The 16,322-nt window shown below is 33.3% G+C and carries 15 protein-coding genes; 8 read left to right on the top strand and 7 right to left on the bottom strand.

All coding sequences use genetic code 11. The features are described from left to right. The 7 genes from BM246_RS18140 (at window position 1) to BM246_RS18170 (ending at window position 10,766) form a co-directional block, all read left to right on the top strand. The gene (locus tag BM246_RS18140) at window positions 1-915 is read left to right on the top strand and encodes a FecR family protein (RefSeq protein ID WP_074940035.1); all 915 of its coding nucleotides are present in this window, start codon (window positions 1-3) and stop codon (window positions 913-915) included. Further along, a complete protein-coding gene (locus tag BM246_RS18145) occupies window positions 902-3,448 on the top strand; it encodes a TonB-dependent receptor plug domain-containing protein (RefSeq protein WP_074940040.1) in 2,547 nt (848 codons plus the stop codon). The genes BM246_RS18140 and BM246_RS18145 overlap by 14 nt, the downstream gene beginning before the upstream one ends. A 527-nt stretch (window positions 3,449-3,975) precedes the next feature. Beyond that, on the top strand, window positions 3,976-4,902 hold the full coding sequence (mdh, locus tag BM246_RS18150) for a malate dehydrogenase (RefSeq protein ID WP_074940044.1): 927 nt from the start codon (window positions 3,976-3,978) through the stop codon (window positions 4,900-4,902). A gap of 73 nt (window positions 4,903-4,975) precedes the next feature. Next, window positions 4,976-5,584 carry a hypothetical protein gene (locus BM246_RS18155; RefSeq protein ID WP_042506295.1) on the top strand — a complete coding sequence of 203 codons (609 nt, stop codon included), beginning with the start codon at window positions 4,976-4,978 and terminating at the stop codon, window positions 5,582-5,584. Window positions 5,585-5,752: 168 nt separating this feature from the next. Beyond that, a complete protein-coding gene (gene secDF / locus BM246_RS18160; RefSeq protein WP_042499945.1) occupies window positions 5,753-8,743 on the top strand; it encodes a protein translocase subunit SecDF in 2,991 nt (996 codons plus the stop codon). 380 nt (window positions 8,744-9,123) lie between these two features. After that, window positions 9,124-10,428 (top strand): voltage-gated chloride channel family protein, encoded by a 1,305-nt coding sequence (locus BM246_RS18165; RefSeq protein ID WP_074940047.1) that lies wholly within the window; start codon window positions 9,124-9,126, stop codon window positions 10,426-10,428. Beyond that, window positions 10,425-10,766 (top strand): DUF190 domain-containing protein, encoded by a 342-nt coding sequence (locus BM246_RS18170; protein WP_042506297.1) that lies wholly within the window; start codon window positions 10,425-10,427, stop codon window positions 10,764-10,766. Before BM246_RS18165 ends, BM246_RS18170 begins: the two co-directional genes overlap by 4 nt. Window positions 10,767-10,796: 30 nt before the next feature. On the opposite strand, the gene BM246_RS18175 is transcribed toward BM246_RS18170, so the two are convergent. The 7 genes from BM246_RS18175 to BM246_RS18205 form a co-directional block, all read right to left on the bottom strand. Then, window positions 10,797-11,756 (bottom strand): tRNA dihydrouridine synthase, encoded by a 960-nt coding sequence (locus BM246_RS18175; RefSeq protein ID WP_074940051.1) that lies wholly within the window; start codon window positions 11,754-11,756, stop codon window positions 10,797-10,799. A gap of 180 nt (window positions 11,757-11,936) precedes the next feature. Further along, window positions 11,937-12,602 carry a DsbA family oxidoreductase gene (locus tag BM246_RS18180; protein ID WP_074940054.1) on the bottom strand — a complete coding sequence of 222 codons (666 nt, stop codon included), beginning with the start codon at window positions 12,600-12,602 and terminating at the stop codon, window positions 11,937-11,939. A 56-nt stretch (window positions 12,603-12,658) separates the two neighbouring features. After that, on the bottom strand, window positions 12,659-13,348 hold the full coding sequence (locus tag BM246_RS18185; protein WP_042499948.1) for a haloacid dehalogenase type II: 690 nt from the start codon (window positions 13,346-13,348) through the stop codon (window positions 12,659-12,661). A gap of 49 nt (window positions 13,349-13,397) precedes the next feature. Then, window positions 13,398-14,063 carry a peroxiredoxin-like family protein gene (locus BM246_RS18190; RefSeq protein WP_074940057.1) on the bottom strand — a complete coding sequence of 222 codons (666 nt, stop codon included), beginning with the start codon at window positions 14,061-14,063 and terminating at the stop codon, window positions 13,398-13,400. Window positions 14,064-14,113: 50 nt separating this feature from the next. Beyond that, entirely contained in the window at window positions 14,114-14,422 is a 309-nt protein-coding gene (locus BM246_RS18195) for an EthD family reductase (protein ID WP_074940060.1), read from the bottom strand. An 84-nt stretch (window positions 14,423-14,506) separates the two neighbouring features. Next, window positions 14,507-15,055: a carboxymuconolactone decarboxylase family protein gene (locus BM246_RS18200; protein WP_074940064.1), complete on the bottom strand. Its 549-nt coding sequence runs from the start codon at window positions 15,053-15,055 to the stop codon at window positions 14,507-14,509. A gap of 77 nt (window positions 15,056-15,132) precedes the next feature. Beyond that, on the bottom strand, window positions 15,133-15,696 hold the full coding sequence (locus BM246_RS18205) for a TetR/AcrR family transcriptional regulator (protein ID WP_042499951.1): 564 nt from the start codon (window positions 15,694-15,696) through the stop codon (window positions 15,133-15,135). A gap of 235 nt (window positions 15,697-15,931) precedes the next feature. Between BM246_RS18205 and BM246_RS18210 the strand changes: the two genes are divergently transcribed. Next, the gene (locus BM246_RS18210; RefSeq protein WP_042506304.1) at window positions 15,932-16,297 is read left to right on the top strand and encodes a hypothetical protein; all 366 of its coding nucleotides are present in this window, start codon (window positions 15,932-15,934) and stop codon (window positions 16,295-16,297) included. The last annotated feature ends 25 nt before the right edge of the window (window positions 16,298-16,322 follow it).

Genomic DNA, 16,322 nt, shown 5'->3' on the forward strand with positions numbered 1-16,322 from the left:
ATGAATAAAGAAAACGACATATTAAAATGGTTTGAAGGAGAAATGTCTTTGGAGGATATTAAAAACAAATATCCTTTGGAAGATTTTTCGAATCTAGAAAAAATGGGCTTCTATTCTAAGCAGATTGAAGTGCCAAAAATAGATGCAGAACAAGCTCTGGCCGATTTTAAGAAAAGATCATTTAAAAAAGAAGAAACCAAGGTTGTTCCATTAAACTTTAAAACGTTTATGAAGGTTGCAGCTGTATTGGTTGTGTTATTAACATCATCTTACTTTTTGTTTTTTAATCATACCACATCTTATTCAACTGAAATTGCTCAAACCGAAACTCTAAAATTACCCGATAATTCTGAAGTGATACTGAATGCACAGTCGGAGTTAGCCTTCAATAAAAAAGAATGGAACCAAAATAGAAGTTTAACCTTGAAAGGTGAAGCTTTTTTTAAAGTAACAAAAGGTAAAAAGTTTACTGTAGATACCGATGCTGGGAGTATTCAGGTTTTAGGAACGCAATTTAATGTTAAGGAACGCGATAATTATTTTGAGGTACAATGCTACGAAGGCTCGGTTAGTGTTACACATAAAAATAATAAAACCATTTTAACACCAGGAAAATCTGTAAGAGTTGTTAATGGAGAACTTGTAGAGGTTAAGCCTTTTAATGCTGAAAACCCATCATGGTTGGCTAAAGAATCTAGTTTTAGTGAGGTGCCGTTGTGGCAAGTAATAAACGAGCTAGAAGTTCAGTATGATATTGTTATCGATGCGGGTAAAATTGATGCCGAGCAGATGTTTTCTGGAACTTTTACACATAACGATAAAAACATAGCTCTGCAATCTGTAACTATTCCGCTTAAATTGAGTTACGCTATAACGGGGAAAAACGTTGAGTTTTATAACTATGAATCTAACTAAAATTTATTTTGTTTTAATTTTATTCAGTGGTTTCTTTTCTTTCGGATTTCAATCTCAAGATAAGAAGCCGTTAATTGATGTTATTGCAGAAATTGAAACCAAATTTGATGTTAAGTTTTCGTATTCGGTAACAGATGTGGATCAGGTTTTTGTTGAAGCTTTTAAGGATTCAGAATCTCTTCAATTTATAATAGACAAGTTAAATGCAGGCACAAATTTAAATTTTAAATTACTTAACGAGCGGTATATTACCATTTCTACCATCGAAAAAACTATTTCGCTGTGCGGTGTTTTAATAGATAACTTAGAGCAGTTGCCTTTGCTTGGAGCTTCCGTGGTAATTAATAATAGATCTAAAGGTGTTATTACAGATATAGAAGGTCGATTTCAGTTAAGTAATATTCCCATTAATGAAACTATAGAAATTCGTTTTTTAGGGTTTAAATCTCTAACATTTAAAGCTAGTGAGCTGAGGTCTTTAGATGGTTTTTGTAAAACCATAATAATGGAAGAAGAAAGTCAGGCGCTGAATAAAATATTAATATCTAAGTTTTTAACAACAGGCTTGCAGAAACGTATTGATGGAAGTACGGTTTTAAATACGGCTAAATTTGGAGTGTTACCAGGGTTAACAGATCCCGATGTTTTGCAGTCTATACAAGCTTTACCTGGTGTAGAAAGCGTAAATGAAAGTATTGCTAATATTAATGTACGCGGTGGTACAAACGACCAGAACTTAATACTTTGGGACGGTATTAAAATGTATCATTCAGGACACTTTTTTGGTTTAATATCTGCTTACAATCCATATTTAACAAACCAAGTAGTGGTTACTAAAAATGGAACGCCAAGTGAATTTAGTGATGGTGTTTCTAGTACCATTAATATGTCTACTAAAAATGAAGTAAATAATACATTTTCTGGAGGTTTTGGCGCTAATTTAATGCATGCCGATGTGTTTTTAGAAATACCTATTAGTAAAAAAATGGCTTTGCATGTTTCTGGTAGACGCTCGTTTACCGATGTTTTTAATTCACCAACTTATGATAATTATTTTGAACGTAGTTTTCAGGATAGTGAGTTAACAACTAATAGTGATAACATAAGTGAAGGTAACCGAAGTTCAGATTTTTTCTTTTACGATTATACAGCGAAATTATTGTTCGATTTAAATGAAAATCATCAGTTTCGTGCAAACGTAATTGGTATTAATAATAATTTAGATTATACCGAAACATATACAGATAATGACGATAATGTAAATTCTAAAACCAGTAATTTACAGCAAGATAATATTGGTTTTGGTGGAAGCTGGAATGCAACGTGGAATGAGAGATTCACAACAGAAGCCTCTGTTTTTTATTCAAACTACAATGTAGATGCTACAGATAATAGAATTGAAACCAACCAGCAACTAACCCAAGCAAATGAAGTCTTAGAAACCGGTTTTAAGCTTAATACTAAGTTTAAGATAAATGCATATTTACATTTTTTAAACGGTTATCAATTTAGTGAAATTGGTATTTTGAATGAAACTACGGTAAGTGCACCATCTTATGAGAAAACGAAAAAGGATGTTCTTCTAAATCATGCCTTGTTCAGTGAAATTGAATTTAATAAAAACAATACATATTTACGAGTAGGTGTAAGAGGAAATTATTTTCAGAAATTTAATAAACTTGTTATTGAGCCGCGATTAAATTTTAGGCAAAAACTTTCAGAACAAATAGCGTTTAAACTACAAGGCGAATTTAAAAATCAATCGGCAAATCAAATTATTGATTTTCAGGACGATTTTTTAGGTGTTGAAAATAGAAGATGGATTCTAGCAAACGAAAATGATATTCCAATATCTGAAAGTAAACAAGTGTCTTTAGGTTTCGAGTTTAATAAAAATAATTGGTTAATGGATGTTGAAGGCTTCTATAAACAAGTTGATGGAATTACGGCTTCAAACCAAGGGTTTTATAATAATTTTCAGTTTGTTAATGCCACCGGAAATTATACGGCAAAAGGTGCTGAGTTTTTAATTAATAAAACAGCCAATAAGTATAGTACATGGCTTAGTTATACTTACAGTCAAAATAATTACAAATTTCAAAGTTTTAGCCCTTCTGTATTTCCTAATAATGTAGATATACGGCATTCGGTATCATTAGCTGTAAATTATAATGTTTTAAAGCAGTTAGAACTATCCATTGGTGGTATGTGGCGTTCAGGCCAGCCTTACACTAAACCTGTTGAAGGTAATGAGACGGTTAGGGATGGGAATGATGTTTTGGTGAATTATAGTGATCCAAATAGTTCTAACCTTGATGATTTTATAAGATTAGATGCTTCAATAAATTATGCCTTTCAAGTTACCGAAACTGTACATGGGGCTTTAAGAGCAGGGGTATTTAATGTTTTAGGGAAGCAGAACGTTATAAATAGGTATTATGAAGTTAACCCAGAAGACTCTAATACTGCCATTCAAATAGATAATAAATCCCTTGATTTAACTCCAAATTTAAGTCTTAGATTCAATTTTTAATCCGTTTAAAAGTTTTAATTACTCGATTAAATACATTTTTTACCGCTAAAATGTTGTGTAACGTAAAAATAAGTGTATCTTTGCTTTAGCTAAGACGTTGGTTTTTAAAAAATTAGAATGAAAATGTGTTATTCTTGAAAAAAGAAAGAAATTTTGAGTTTAATTGAATTTCAACAGATATAATTTAAGGAATATTTATTTTATCAATTTTAGCCGTAAAGAGTAAATTTTAATTGCGTCAGTTTTGATTTAATTTAAAAAATAATATCACTCATTTATAGATCTTTTTAAAAGGTTTTAAATTGAGTTTAGTGAAAGAAAAGTTTAGTTTTATTTAGTTTAGTTTAGTTAGTTGTTAAAAAAGTGCAGAAATCATTCTGCACTTTTTTTATTTCAAAAAGTGGGGTATTTATATGCGTTCTTGTTAAAGAAATAGAAGATAAATTCGTAAATTTGCTTGACCGGAATTCTGTGTTTTAAGGGTTTTGTCGACTAAATATTATAATAATTTTATTAAAATTAAACTTATGAAAGTAACTGTAGTAGGAGCAGGAGCAGTAGGCGCAAGTTGCGCAGAATATATTGCAATTAAAAATTTCGCATCAGAAGTCGTTTTGTTAGACATCAAAGAAGGCTATGCTGAAGGAAAAGCCATGGATTTAATGCAAACCGCATCATTAAACGGTTTTGATACTAAAATCACTGGAGTAACTAACGATTATAGTAAAACAGCAGATAGTAATATTTGTGTAATTACTTCTGGTATTCCTCGTAAGCCAGGAATGACTCGTGAAGAGTTAATTGGGATTAATGCAGGAATTGTAAAAACAGTATCTTCTAGTTTAATTGAGCACTCTCCAAATACAATTATTATTGTTGTGAGTAACCCAATGGATACTATGACATATTTAGTGCACAAAACAACTAGCTTACCAAAGAATAGAATTATTGGTATGGGTGGTGCTTTAGATTCAGCTCGTTTTAAATACAGATTAGCAGAAGCTTTAGAAGCTCCTATTAGTGATGTTGACGGTATGGTAATTGGTGGCCATAGTGATAAAGGTATGGTGCCATTAACATCTCATGCTACAAGAAATTCTATTAAAGTTTCTGAGTTTTTAAGTGAAGAGCGTTTAGAACAAGTTGTTGCAGATACTAAAGTTGGTGGAGCAACACTTACAGGTTTATTAGGAACGTCTGCTTGGTATGCGCCAGGTGCAGCAGTAAGTGGTTTAGTTCAAGCTATTGCTTGCGATCAAAAGAAAATGTTCCCATGTTCAACTTATTTGGAAGGTGAATACGGATTAAACGATATTTGTATTGGTGTACCTGTAATTTTAGGTAAAAACGGTATCGAGCAAATTATCGATATTCCTTTAAGTGATGCTGAAAAAGCACACATGCAAGCAAGTGCAGAAGGTGTAACAAAAACTAATGGTTTATTAGAATTATAGTCTTATAACCATTAATTTACATAAATATATAGAGGCTGTAGCAATACAGCCTTTATTTTTTTATATTTGTCGCATGCAATTAAAAAGGTACATAGGTGCTATAATTTTTATTTTGAGTTTCTTGGCTGTTATATCTCAGCAGGAATTCAATGTACCTAATCAGGAAATTGTATTAGAGTTTAATCATGTTGAGGTTACTTCAAATGAAGCTCAAACAGCGGTAGCACACGTAAAGCAACAACTACAAGCGCTTGGTGCAAATCAAATAAAAGTACAGCAAACGGCTCAAGGAAAATTAAAAATCACCTACTACAGTGATGCCGATGTTGCTAGTATTAAAAAGACTTTTTCTAAAGATTTAGACAATAAAACTTTTAGTAAAAATAATAGAAAAACAGAATTACCTACCCAAACACCAAATATCGCCTATAATCTCGATGTTTTCGAAATTCAGAATGCAAATACATCTGGTTGGGATCTCGATGGTAAGTGCGTATTAACTACCGATACTAAAAGCGATCGTTTTTCAGATCCAAATATTTTCTTCTTTATAGAAGTTATAAATGTTTCGTTAGAAAATAACACTATTAAAACGGCTTATAAAGTGCGTAGAAATGTTTCAATTTCTACCGAAAATAATCTTCATAAAATACCCGAAGGTAGGGCAGGACCAACTTGCTAAACCAATGGGTTTGTTAGGTTTTAGATGCCTTAGTGCATGTAAAAAGCCTCTCATGTTTCATTAAAAATTTCAAACACAATCAATTTCAACCTAAAAAGTGTCAAATATTGGCCGTAAATAATATATTTGCGCGTCGAAAAAGTTTTGACACACACTAAAATTACAACAATGCAAAATAAAGGATTAGTAAAATTATTTGCGCTTTTGTTTGGTTTGGTAAGTATCTACCAATTATCATTCACGTTTAAAGCGAAACAAATTGAAAACGCAGCCGAAGAGATTGCGATCAGTAAAATTGCCGATACCGAAGAAGGTTACCGTGCAAAACGTAGCGCCGAAGAGACTGCTTATTTAGAGTCTATTGCTACAGATACCGTATTTAACATGGGTATCGCAAAATTCACTTACAATGAAGTGAAACAAAAAGCCATGAATTTAGGTTTAGACTTAAAAGGTGGTATTAGTGCTACACTTCAAATATCTATTAGAGATATCTTGAAAGGATTAGCTAACCATACTAAAGATCCTGTATTTAACAAAGCTTTAGATGATGCTGCTGAAATTCAAAAAAACAGTCAGAATACATATTTAGAAGATTTCTTCATCGCTTTCGATAAAATTAAAGGAGATACTAAATTAGCTTCACCAGATATTTTTTATACAAAAGCATTAGATGGTGAAATTAGTGGAAACATGACAGATGATGAGGTTAAAGCCATCATCTCAACTAAAATTGATGAGTCTGTAGTTTCTGCATTCGAGGTTTTACGTAAACGTATCGATGAGTTTGGTGTAACACAACCAACTATCCAGCGTATCGGAACTTCTGGTCGTATTTTAGTAGAGTTACCAGGTGTAAAAGATAAAGAGCGTGCTATTAAATTATTACAAAGTACAGCACAATTAGAATTTTGGGATGCTTATAAAGGTGAGCAGTTTTTCCCATTTTTAGCGCAAGCTAACGAAGTATTAAAAGATATCGTTTCTCCAAAAACAGAAATAGCAGAGCAAGAGCCACAAGATACTGAAGATGCAGATTCTGCAATCGACGATCTTTTAGGTGAAGCAGAAACAGACTCAACTGCAGTATCTACGGTTAACCCAATATTCGATTTAATTAGAGGTCAAGGTTACCAAGGAGGACCAATTATTGCTCAATTTGAAGCAAAAGATAAAGAAACAATCCAGAATTATTTAAGCATGTCTCAAGTACGTGCTTTACTTCCAGCAGAGCAACGTTACGCAAAATTTGTATTCGGAAAACCTAAAAAAGGAAGTGAGTTATTAGACTTATATGCTTTAAAAGGAAACAGAGAAAACGAACCAGAATTAAGTGGAGCTGTAGTTACAGATGCTAGAAACCAATTTGGAGCAACAGGGAAATCTGAGGTTTCAATGCAAATGAATGCAAAAGGTGCTAAAATTTGGGAAGAAATGACTGGTAATGCATACGCACAAGGTAGTCAAATTGCTATTGTTTTAGATAACGTTGTATATTCTGCTCCTGGTGTAACAACCGGACCAATTGCAGGTGGTAGCTCTTCAATCTCTGGAGATTTTAGCTTAAACGAAGCAATCGATTTAGCAAACGTATTACGTGCTGGTAAATTACCTGCTTCTGCAGATATTATTCAAAGTGAAGTTGTTGGACCATCTTTAGGTCAAGAAGCTATCGATAGCGGTAAAATGTCGTTCATGATTGCTTTAGCATTAGTATTAGTATGGATGGTATTTTACTACGGTAAAGCTGGTGCATTTGCAGATGTTGCGATGGCATTAAACATTCTTTTAATCTTCGGTATCCTTTCAGGATTAGGCGCTGTATTAACATTACCTGGTATTGCCGGTATTGTATTAACAATTGGTATGTCGGTCGATGCAAACGTACTGGTCTTTGAGCGTATTCGAGAAGAACTTTCCAAAGGTAAAGGTCAAAAAGAAGCGATTCAAGATGGATTTAGCAATGCTTTATCTTCAATTCTAGATGCCAACATTACTACAGGTTTAACAGCATTAATCTTATTTATATTTGGTACAGGACCAATTAAAGGTTTCGCAACTACTTTAATCATTGGTATTGGTACATCATTATTTACTGCAATTTTCATCACACGTTTACTAATAGACTGGTATTCTAACCGTGGCGGAAACTTAGCATTCTCTACACCAATCACTAAAAACTTATTCCGTGATATCCGTATCGATTTCTTATCGAAACGTAAAATTGCTTATATCATTTCAGGTGTTTTCATTGTAGTAAGTTTAGGATCTTTATTTACAAACAGTTTAGATCAAGGTGTTGATTTTGTTGGAGGTAGAACGTATCAAGTTCGTTTTAATCACGATGTTAGTGCTTCAGAAATTACAGGTGTACTTTCTAGCCCAGATGTATTTGGTAGTGCAAACGCTAAAATATTTGGAGATGCTAACCAAGTTAAAATTACTACAAAATATTTAGTAGAAGAAACAGGCTCTGAAGTAGATGAGCAAATCCGTAAAACTCTTTATACAGCGTTACAACCGTATTTTGAAGGTCTTACTTACGAGGAGTTCATTAGCGATGCCGATACAAAAACAGTAGGTTTATTAAAAACCGATAAAGTAAGTCCAACTATTGCCGATGATATCAAACAAGAATCATTCTGGGCAGTTTTAGGATCATTAATTGTAGTATTCCTTTATATCTTAATCAGATTTAAAAAATGGCAATACTCTCTTGGTGCAGTAGCAGCCGTATTCCACGATGTATTAATCGTATTAGGTGTATTCTCTTTAACGTACAAATTCATGCCATTCTCAATGGAAATCGATCAAGCGTTTATAGCAGCAATATTAACCGTAATTGGATATTCATTAAATGATACCGTGGTAGTATTCGATAGAGTTCGTGAGTTCTTTAACGAGCACACAGGATGGAAATTCGATCGCGTTGTAAATGCATCATTAAGCAGTACATTAAGCCGTACATTAAATACCTCTTTAACAACATTAGTAGTGTTATTAGCAATCTTTATCTTCGGTGGAGATTCTATTAGAGGTTTCATGTTCGCCTTAATAGTAGGTGTAATAGTAGGTACATACTCGTCGCTTTTTATAGCAACACCAGTAATGTATGATACTGTAAATAAACTAGAAGGAAAAAAGAAAGAAGAAGACTAACTCAAACTCTTTTTTTTAGAAAAGCCCGTCAGCGTAAGTTGGCGGGCTTTTTATATTTTAAAGGTTTTTGGGCGTTACCCGAAAAGGGTCGGGCTTTCACTACTCGCTTTTTTGTGTTGCATAGGTGCAACCACACAAAAAGAGCTCAAACAGGCCGTTCAATCCCTAACGCACCTGTTTGCTAGGGTCATTGGCTTTTATAAACAATATTAACATCTGCCAATTAGCAATACTAGATATGGCACAACGTAAAACGTTTTTTTATTTATATTTGCATTTCAAATTTGGCAATGAGGTTTGCTTGTAACGGTTCTGCTTAGAGCTAATGATATCTACTTTAAAAGGCTTATGTCTCTTTAGAATCATATATTTAAAGCACTATGAAAAAAAACGAAATTAAAGATTTTTTATTCTCATTTGAACAAATTCCATCTTTGCTATATCTCCTAAAATGGGTTTTAATCTGTTTAACACTTGGTGTTTTAGCAGGTAGTGTTTCTGCTTTTTTTCTATTAAGTTTAGAGTGGGCCACAAATTGGCGAGAATCTCACTTATGGGTTATATCCTTATTACCTGTTGGTGGCTTGGTTATTGGTTTATCTTATCATTATTACGGAAGTAGTGTGGTGAAGGGAAATAATTTACTGTTAGAAGAATTTCATTCACCTAAAAAAATAATTCCATTTAGAATGGTGCCTCTCGTATTATTTGGCACTATTATTACGCACTTTTTTGGTGGTTCTGCCGGACGAGAGGGGACAGCTGTACAAATAGGTGGTGCCATTGCCGATAGGTTTACCAAGGTTTTAAAGTTATCTAAACGCGATCGGAAAATTGTTTTAATTGCCGGTATTAGTGCAGGTTTTGCTTCTGTTTTTGGAACACCATTGGCAGGTGGTATTTTTGCATTGGAAGTTTTGGTATTGGGTAGATTGCGATTAGATGCTATTATACCGAGTTTTATGGCAGCTGTTTTTGCAAATTATTTTTGTGAAATTTGGAATGTATCGCACACCCATTATCATATTAATACCGTGGCAGAAATGACGCCTATAAATTTATTATGGTGCTTATTGGCTGGTATTATTTTCGGACTTGTAGCAATGTTGTTTTCTAAATCAACTCATTTTTGGAGTAACCTTTTTGGTAAGTACATAAAGTATCCTCCACTAAGGCCAGTAATGGGCGGTACTATATTGGCTATTGCTATTTATTTTATGGGCACAACAAAATATATAGGTCTTGGTATTCCTACCATTGTAGAGGCTTTTGATGTTAACCTGAATTCTTACGATTTTCTGTTAAAACTTTTATTTACGTCTTTCACACTTGGAGCAGGTTTTAAAGGAGGCGAAGTCACCCCTTTGTTTTTTATAGGTGCAGCCTTAGGAAATGTGCTTATTTGGTTTATTCCGTTACCTATGGCTTTACTTGCCGGTATGGGATTTGTCGCTGTTTTTGCAGGAGCAACCAACACACCAATTGCTTGTACTATTATGGGGATTGAACTTTTTGGAATAGAATCGGGTGTTTTTATAGCCTTGGCTTGTTCTACCGCATATTTGTTTTCGGGGCATTCAGGAGTGTATGCTTCTCAAATTATTGGTAGTCCGAAACACAAATTGTTTAAAGGTGAAAAAGGACTTTCTTTATCTGAAATAAATAAAAAACGAACTAAGAAATGACAGATTTAATTACGATACGTATCTATTTTGAGTATGGTCAGAAAATAAATAATCAGTCGTTTTGGAAAAAAATGTATGCCTCCGATTTTTCAACCGAACTTATAAAACGAGCGAAAACCTTCGGACTGGAACAAGTATTGCACCTTAATGTAAGTAAGGGCTATTTAAATAACCAAAAAGTGAATTGGGGAATAAGTGAAATTCGCCATAGTAAACATCCACACCTTATTGAAATAGTAGATTCTGAAAGTAGAATAAACCAATTTCTAGATGAGCAAAAAGCATTTCTTCAAGACACTAAAGTTTTTGTGGTTAAGAATGAAGTATTAATTAAATAATTCCCTTCATAGTAAAACTTCAAATATTATTTAGCTTTTCAACTTACGTTCATTAGCTAAAATCATACTAACAGCTTGTTTGTATTTAAAAGGATTGGTAGCCTTTTTTATAGCTTTATATGTTTTCTGTTGATTTGAAAAAGATTGCGAAAAGAATTCCCAGAAGCCTAACATTTTCATTTTAATAGGTGTTGGTCCTGAAAGATATTCATCGTACTGGCTATAAATGGTATTGTGGAATTCTTCAAAAATATCCCAACGGTCTTTAGGATATTCCGTAGTATCGTCTTTTATCATTTGAGGTAAAAACGGATCGGCAATTAAGCCACGACCAATCATAAAATGATCTAAACTAGGGAAACGCGTTTGTATACTTTTAAAGGCTTCAACACTAGTAATATCACCATTGTAATAGAGTTTATGTTTAGTGCTTGTAATACAGCGTTCAAAGGCCTTTAAATCTACAGGACCTTTATAGAGTTGCTTTCCAATACGTGCATGAATAGCTATGTTTTTAAGCGGATATTGATCTAAAATAGGAAATACGTCTAGAATTTCTTCAGCATGATCGTAACCCATACGCATTTTCATAGATACCAAAATATCAGTTTCTTTATGTGCGCGTTCTAAAATATTATCAATTTTCTCAGGATTGCAAATTAAACCAGAACCCATTCCAGATTTAGCAACCATAGGGTATGGGCAACCTAAATTCCAATTCAATTCTTTGTAACCTAAGCTTTGTACATATTTGGCAACAAATAGAAACTCTTCGGCATCGTTGGTTATAATTTGCGGAATTACTTCTAAGGTGTTATTGTTCTCTAGAAGCAAATCGTTTTGATAAGAGCTTTTAATTTTAAACTTACCATTTAACCTAATGTATGGTGAATAAAAGGTATCGATACCTCCAAAATAATGATGGAAAGCATTACGAAATCTAAAGTCTGTAAACCCCTGTAATGGAGAGGAAAGTAAAGTAAAAGCCATTTGTATTTTATGAAGCGCAAAGATAGTTATATCTTTTATGGCTTGGTAGAAAGATTTTTAATGATTTTGTTTCAACATATCACAAATAAAAAACGCGTTTGTAAACCATGGTCTATGTGATGCCATAGCGTACAAACGCGTTAGAATTTAATGTTTTATTTTGAAAGCTAAAAAAAGAGCCTATTCGGAAATAGGTGCGTTTTGAGCTTGTAATAATTCGGTTAATACTTGTTTAAAAGTATCTACAGGTTGTGCACCAGTTACGGCACTTTTTCTGTTGAAAACAACAGTAGGAACAGAGTTTACACCCAATTGTTGCCAATAACCTTCTTTGGTTTTTACTTCAGAACGAATATCTTCATTATCTAATTTTGATAAACCTTCTTCAGCATCTAAACCAACATCTAATAAAGCTTGTTTTAAAACATCGCGTTTAGAAACATCTTTATGGTCTGTAAAAAAGGCTTTAGTAAGCGTCATTTTTAATTCGGTTTGTTTACCGAAATATTTTGCATATTCTAATAAAATATGAGCTTCAAAGGTATTAGACATACGCATACCATCGAAATAATCGAAAGTAAAACCAAGCTCTTCGCCAGCTTCTACCATACGTTGTTTCGATTCGTTTTGTTGCTCATCTGTAGAACCATATTTTTCAGCAATATGCTCGTGTAAATCCTGGCCTTCAGCTGGCATGTTCGGGTTTAATTCAAAAGGTTGCCACTCAATCTCTACTTGATCTTCAACCCCTAATTCTTTTATCGCTTTTTCTAAACGTTTGTATCCAATGGTGCACCATGGGCATACAACATCTGATACGATATCTATTTTAAGTTTTTCTTTCATTTTACTATCTAATTTTGTGGTTTATTATTACCAATGTTTAGTTGGGGTTTTTAAACCTATTTATAAGTAACAAGAATATCTGCTACTTGTTTTAAATCGGGTAATTCAATTTCAGATTTTGGAGCAAGCGGAAACGTTTGTTGACCTGGTCTGCTCACAAAAGCAGCGCGCCATCCGGCCCAAAGTGCACCAGCAACATCCCAACCATGTGCTGCAATTAGCATGCAGTCTTCAGGTTTTACGTTTAGTTGGTTTGCTGCCCAAGTATAAGTATCTGTAAAGGGTTTAAATTTACCAGCACCTTCAATACTTAATTGTGCGTCGAAATAACTTGTTAATCCGGCGCTTTCAAATTGCTTAGCCAGGCCTTCTTCCGAAGAATTTGTTAAAGCAACTAAAGTATAGCCGGCTTGTTTTAATGCTAATAAAGCATCTTTTACTTCTGGATGAGCAGGTAAATCGCGTAAACCAGATATAATGGTTTTACGAGCTTCACCTTCAGAAATTTTAATATCATGATTAGCTGCTACCATCTGTAAAGCGGCAGCACCAATGTGTCCAAAAGGTTTGTATTGACCGCTAGCCGAAACAACTAGCGAATATTGTAACATGGTGGTAAACCATAAAGGTAATAAGTCTTCGTTTCCGCCTAAAGCATCTCCAACTAACCGTTTCATTTTAGTAAGATCTAAAAGTGTTTCGTTAACGTCAAAAAATAATACTTTAGGTTTTTGCTTGGTTTCCATTATGATATGTTTTTGTTGAAAAATAAAACTAATAGTTTTTAGCGAGGTTTTACATTAACTTGTTTAATGCAGATACTATTTCTTTCGATTCAGCTCTTTCTTTATAATCGGCATCTAAAAAGGCATACTGAATTACGCCCTTTTTATCAATAACATAAGTCGCAGCTAGAGGTAATTCATTACTATCATCTCCGTTTTTTTGGTTTAAACCAAATCCTTCTTGGTAGATAGAGGCAACTTCTTTAGTAAGTTCGAATACAACCCCATATGTTTTTCCAACGGTGTTACCAATATCACTTAAAACGGTAAATTCTAAATTGTTTTTTTCTGAAGTGTTTAAGGAGTTATCAGGCAATTCGGGAGTTAAAGCTAAAAGCGTTGCGCCGGCTTTTTTAAACTCGGGTAAGTGTTCTTGTAAATGATGTAAAGTGATATTACAGTAAGGACACCAACCACCGCGGTACCAAGTTAAAACTACAGGACCATTTTCTAATGTATTGTATAGGGAAACAGGTTGATTTAAAGCGTTGTTTAATGTAAAATTTGGTGCTTTATCTCCAACATTTAATGCCTTGTCTAGTATTCCAGAGTTTACTACGCTGGTAATATCATCGGCATAAATTTGATTTTTTTCTTTAGTGAATTTTGCGATTCCTGCTTTACGTTGCACGTTTAATAAGGCATCTAATTCTCCTTTGTTTTTATTTGTTTCCATTTCTATACGTATTAACTCTGTTAGTGTAACTTCTTGTTTATTAAGAACAATTAAACCACTTCACTAATTTGAACTTGTGGTTTTACATTTGTAAAATTAGGAAGATCTGCCAAAATCGCTTCTGCATTAGCGCCGAAAGATTGTTGGAACGTTTCCATTGATTTAAATACTAAATTAGCAATAACCACATAAGGAGCGGGTTCATCTGGAGTTGCTCCGGCTAGTCCGAAATTAACATCGGAAGCTATAATGGCATCGCCTAATAAATCAATTAATAATTGACCGTGTTGCTTAATGTAATATGGTTTGTCGAATTTTAAATCGACAGTATTAGGGTACATTACTGTTATTTTAATCATGTCTTGTTTTTTTATTAATAAACCTTCCTCTTTATGGGAGAAAGGCTTACAGCTATTAAATTGTAGTTTTAGGGGACTACATTTTTATTTTTTCCAAGTAAAACTTTTAAAAGCATCATCAACAGGTGTGTTTGCGATGTGATTTGTATAGTTGCTAATTACTTTTTGAGACAGTCCTAAAATGATGTCTAAAACTTGTTGTTCACCATATCCAGCAGCGTAAAAAGCTTCTAGATTTGCTTGAGATACATTACCACGGTTACGAACTATAGATAATGTCATAGTACGAAGTGCTTCTAATTTAGAATCTGCAAGTGGTGTTTCGTTACGTAACGCTTCAGTAATAGAATCGTCAACTTTCATCATTTTTGCAATTCCTGTGTGTGCAGGTACACAGTAGTGACATGCATGCTCTACATTAATGGTTTGCCATACTACAGTTAATTCATTCTCGTTGAAAGACGAGCTAACAAATAACTCATGTAATTGTTGGTATGCTTTAAGAATTTGTGGAGATGCAGCTAATACACCGTGTAAACCAGGAATCATTCCGTAAGCTTTTTGAGAGTTTTCTAATAGTGGTTTGCTTTCTGCAGGTGCACTTTCGATGTTGTGAATTTTTAATGTTGTCATAATGTTTGTTTTCTTTTTAATTTAATAATTGTTTAAAATAACTAAACATTCGTTTAGTTATGGTGTAAAAAAAATGATTAGAGGTTTTTAAACGTCAATTCAATATAATCTTCAATTTCTTTCTTGCTATTTACTCTTGCCGCGGCTGCTAAACCGTGCTTTGCGAGTACTAAATAATTAGCTTGTTTTAATACGGTTTCTTCATCTTTAGAAGGATCCGTTTTAAGCTTTTCTATGAATAATGTTTTTAAATTATCCATAAAAGAAGTCATTTCTTCTTTTATAACTAAGTCTTCGGTTTCCGAAAACTCATTGTATGTATTGGTAACCAAACAACCTTTTTGTTCGTCGGTTTTAAAACTCGAACTAACAGAATCGTAGAAAAATTGTTTTATATCTTCAATACCATTAGAGGCGTTTTTGAAGTTTTCAAACATTTCACGGATTTTGCTTTTGTAGCATTTTATGCTTTCAATAAAAAGTCCATGTTTATTTCCAAAACTAGAATATATCGAGAATTTGTTGATGCCCATTTCTTTCTCAAGCATTTGCATAGATGTAGACTCGTAGCCATTTCGCCAAAATAGACGCATAGCTTTCTCAACCACTTCTTCTTCGTTATATTCTTTTTTTCTTGCCATTATTTCTAAGTACGGCACAAAACTAAACAATTGGTTAGAAATAAAAAAGTGTTTAACAAATTTTTATTAATTCATTAAAACCACATGTTTTATCTCAATATGATAAAAGGCTTCAGGTAATCGCTTTTAAAAAACAAAAATTAATAAAAAAAGTATTATCTTACAAAAGCAATTAACCCTAACAGTTAGGCTTACTTTTATAGGAGTTCGTTTAACACTTGCATTGTAATAAAGAATGAAAGTTTACAAACTATCTTTTGGGAGTGTAATTATACTCGCCCCAAACTTGGCAGAGGTCATTATTAACGAAGGTGTAATAATAGATGAACTAAATGTTGACGAGTATCACGATTTTTTACTTACAAATCTCGATGCACCGTTTTCTTTACTAGTAAATAAAAAGCACTCTTACACTTACACTTTTGAAGCTCAAAAAATTATAGGAAAACTAAAGGGAATAAAGAACACGGCAGTTGTAACTTCTACAACGGGAGCTTTAATGTCTACCGAAATGCTTATGCATATTAATAGCGATGTTCGAGACTCTGTTAAAATTTTTAATAATCGTGAAGAAGCTTTAGCCTATTTGAAAAAGGAGTAGTTTTTTTATTTCCTCAAACGTTTTA

Origin of the sequence: Algibacter lectus (assembly GCF_900112395.1) — a bacterium.
Classification (GTDB): domain Bacteria; phylum Bacteroidota; class Bacteroidia; order Flavobacteriales; family Flavobacteriaceae; genus Algibacter; species Algibacter lectus.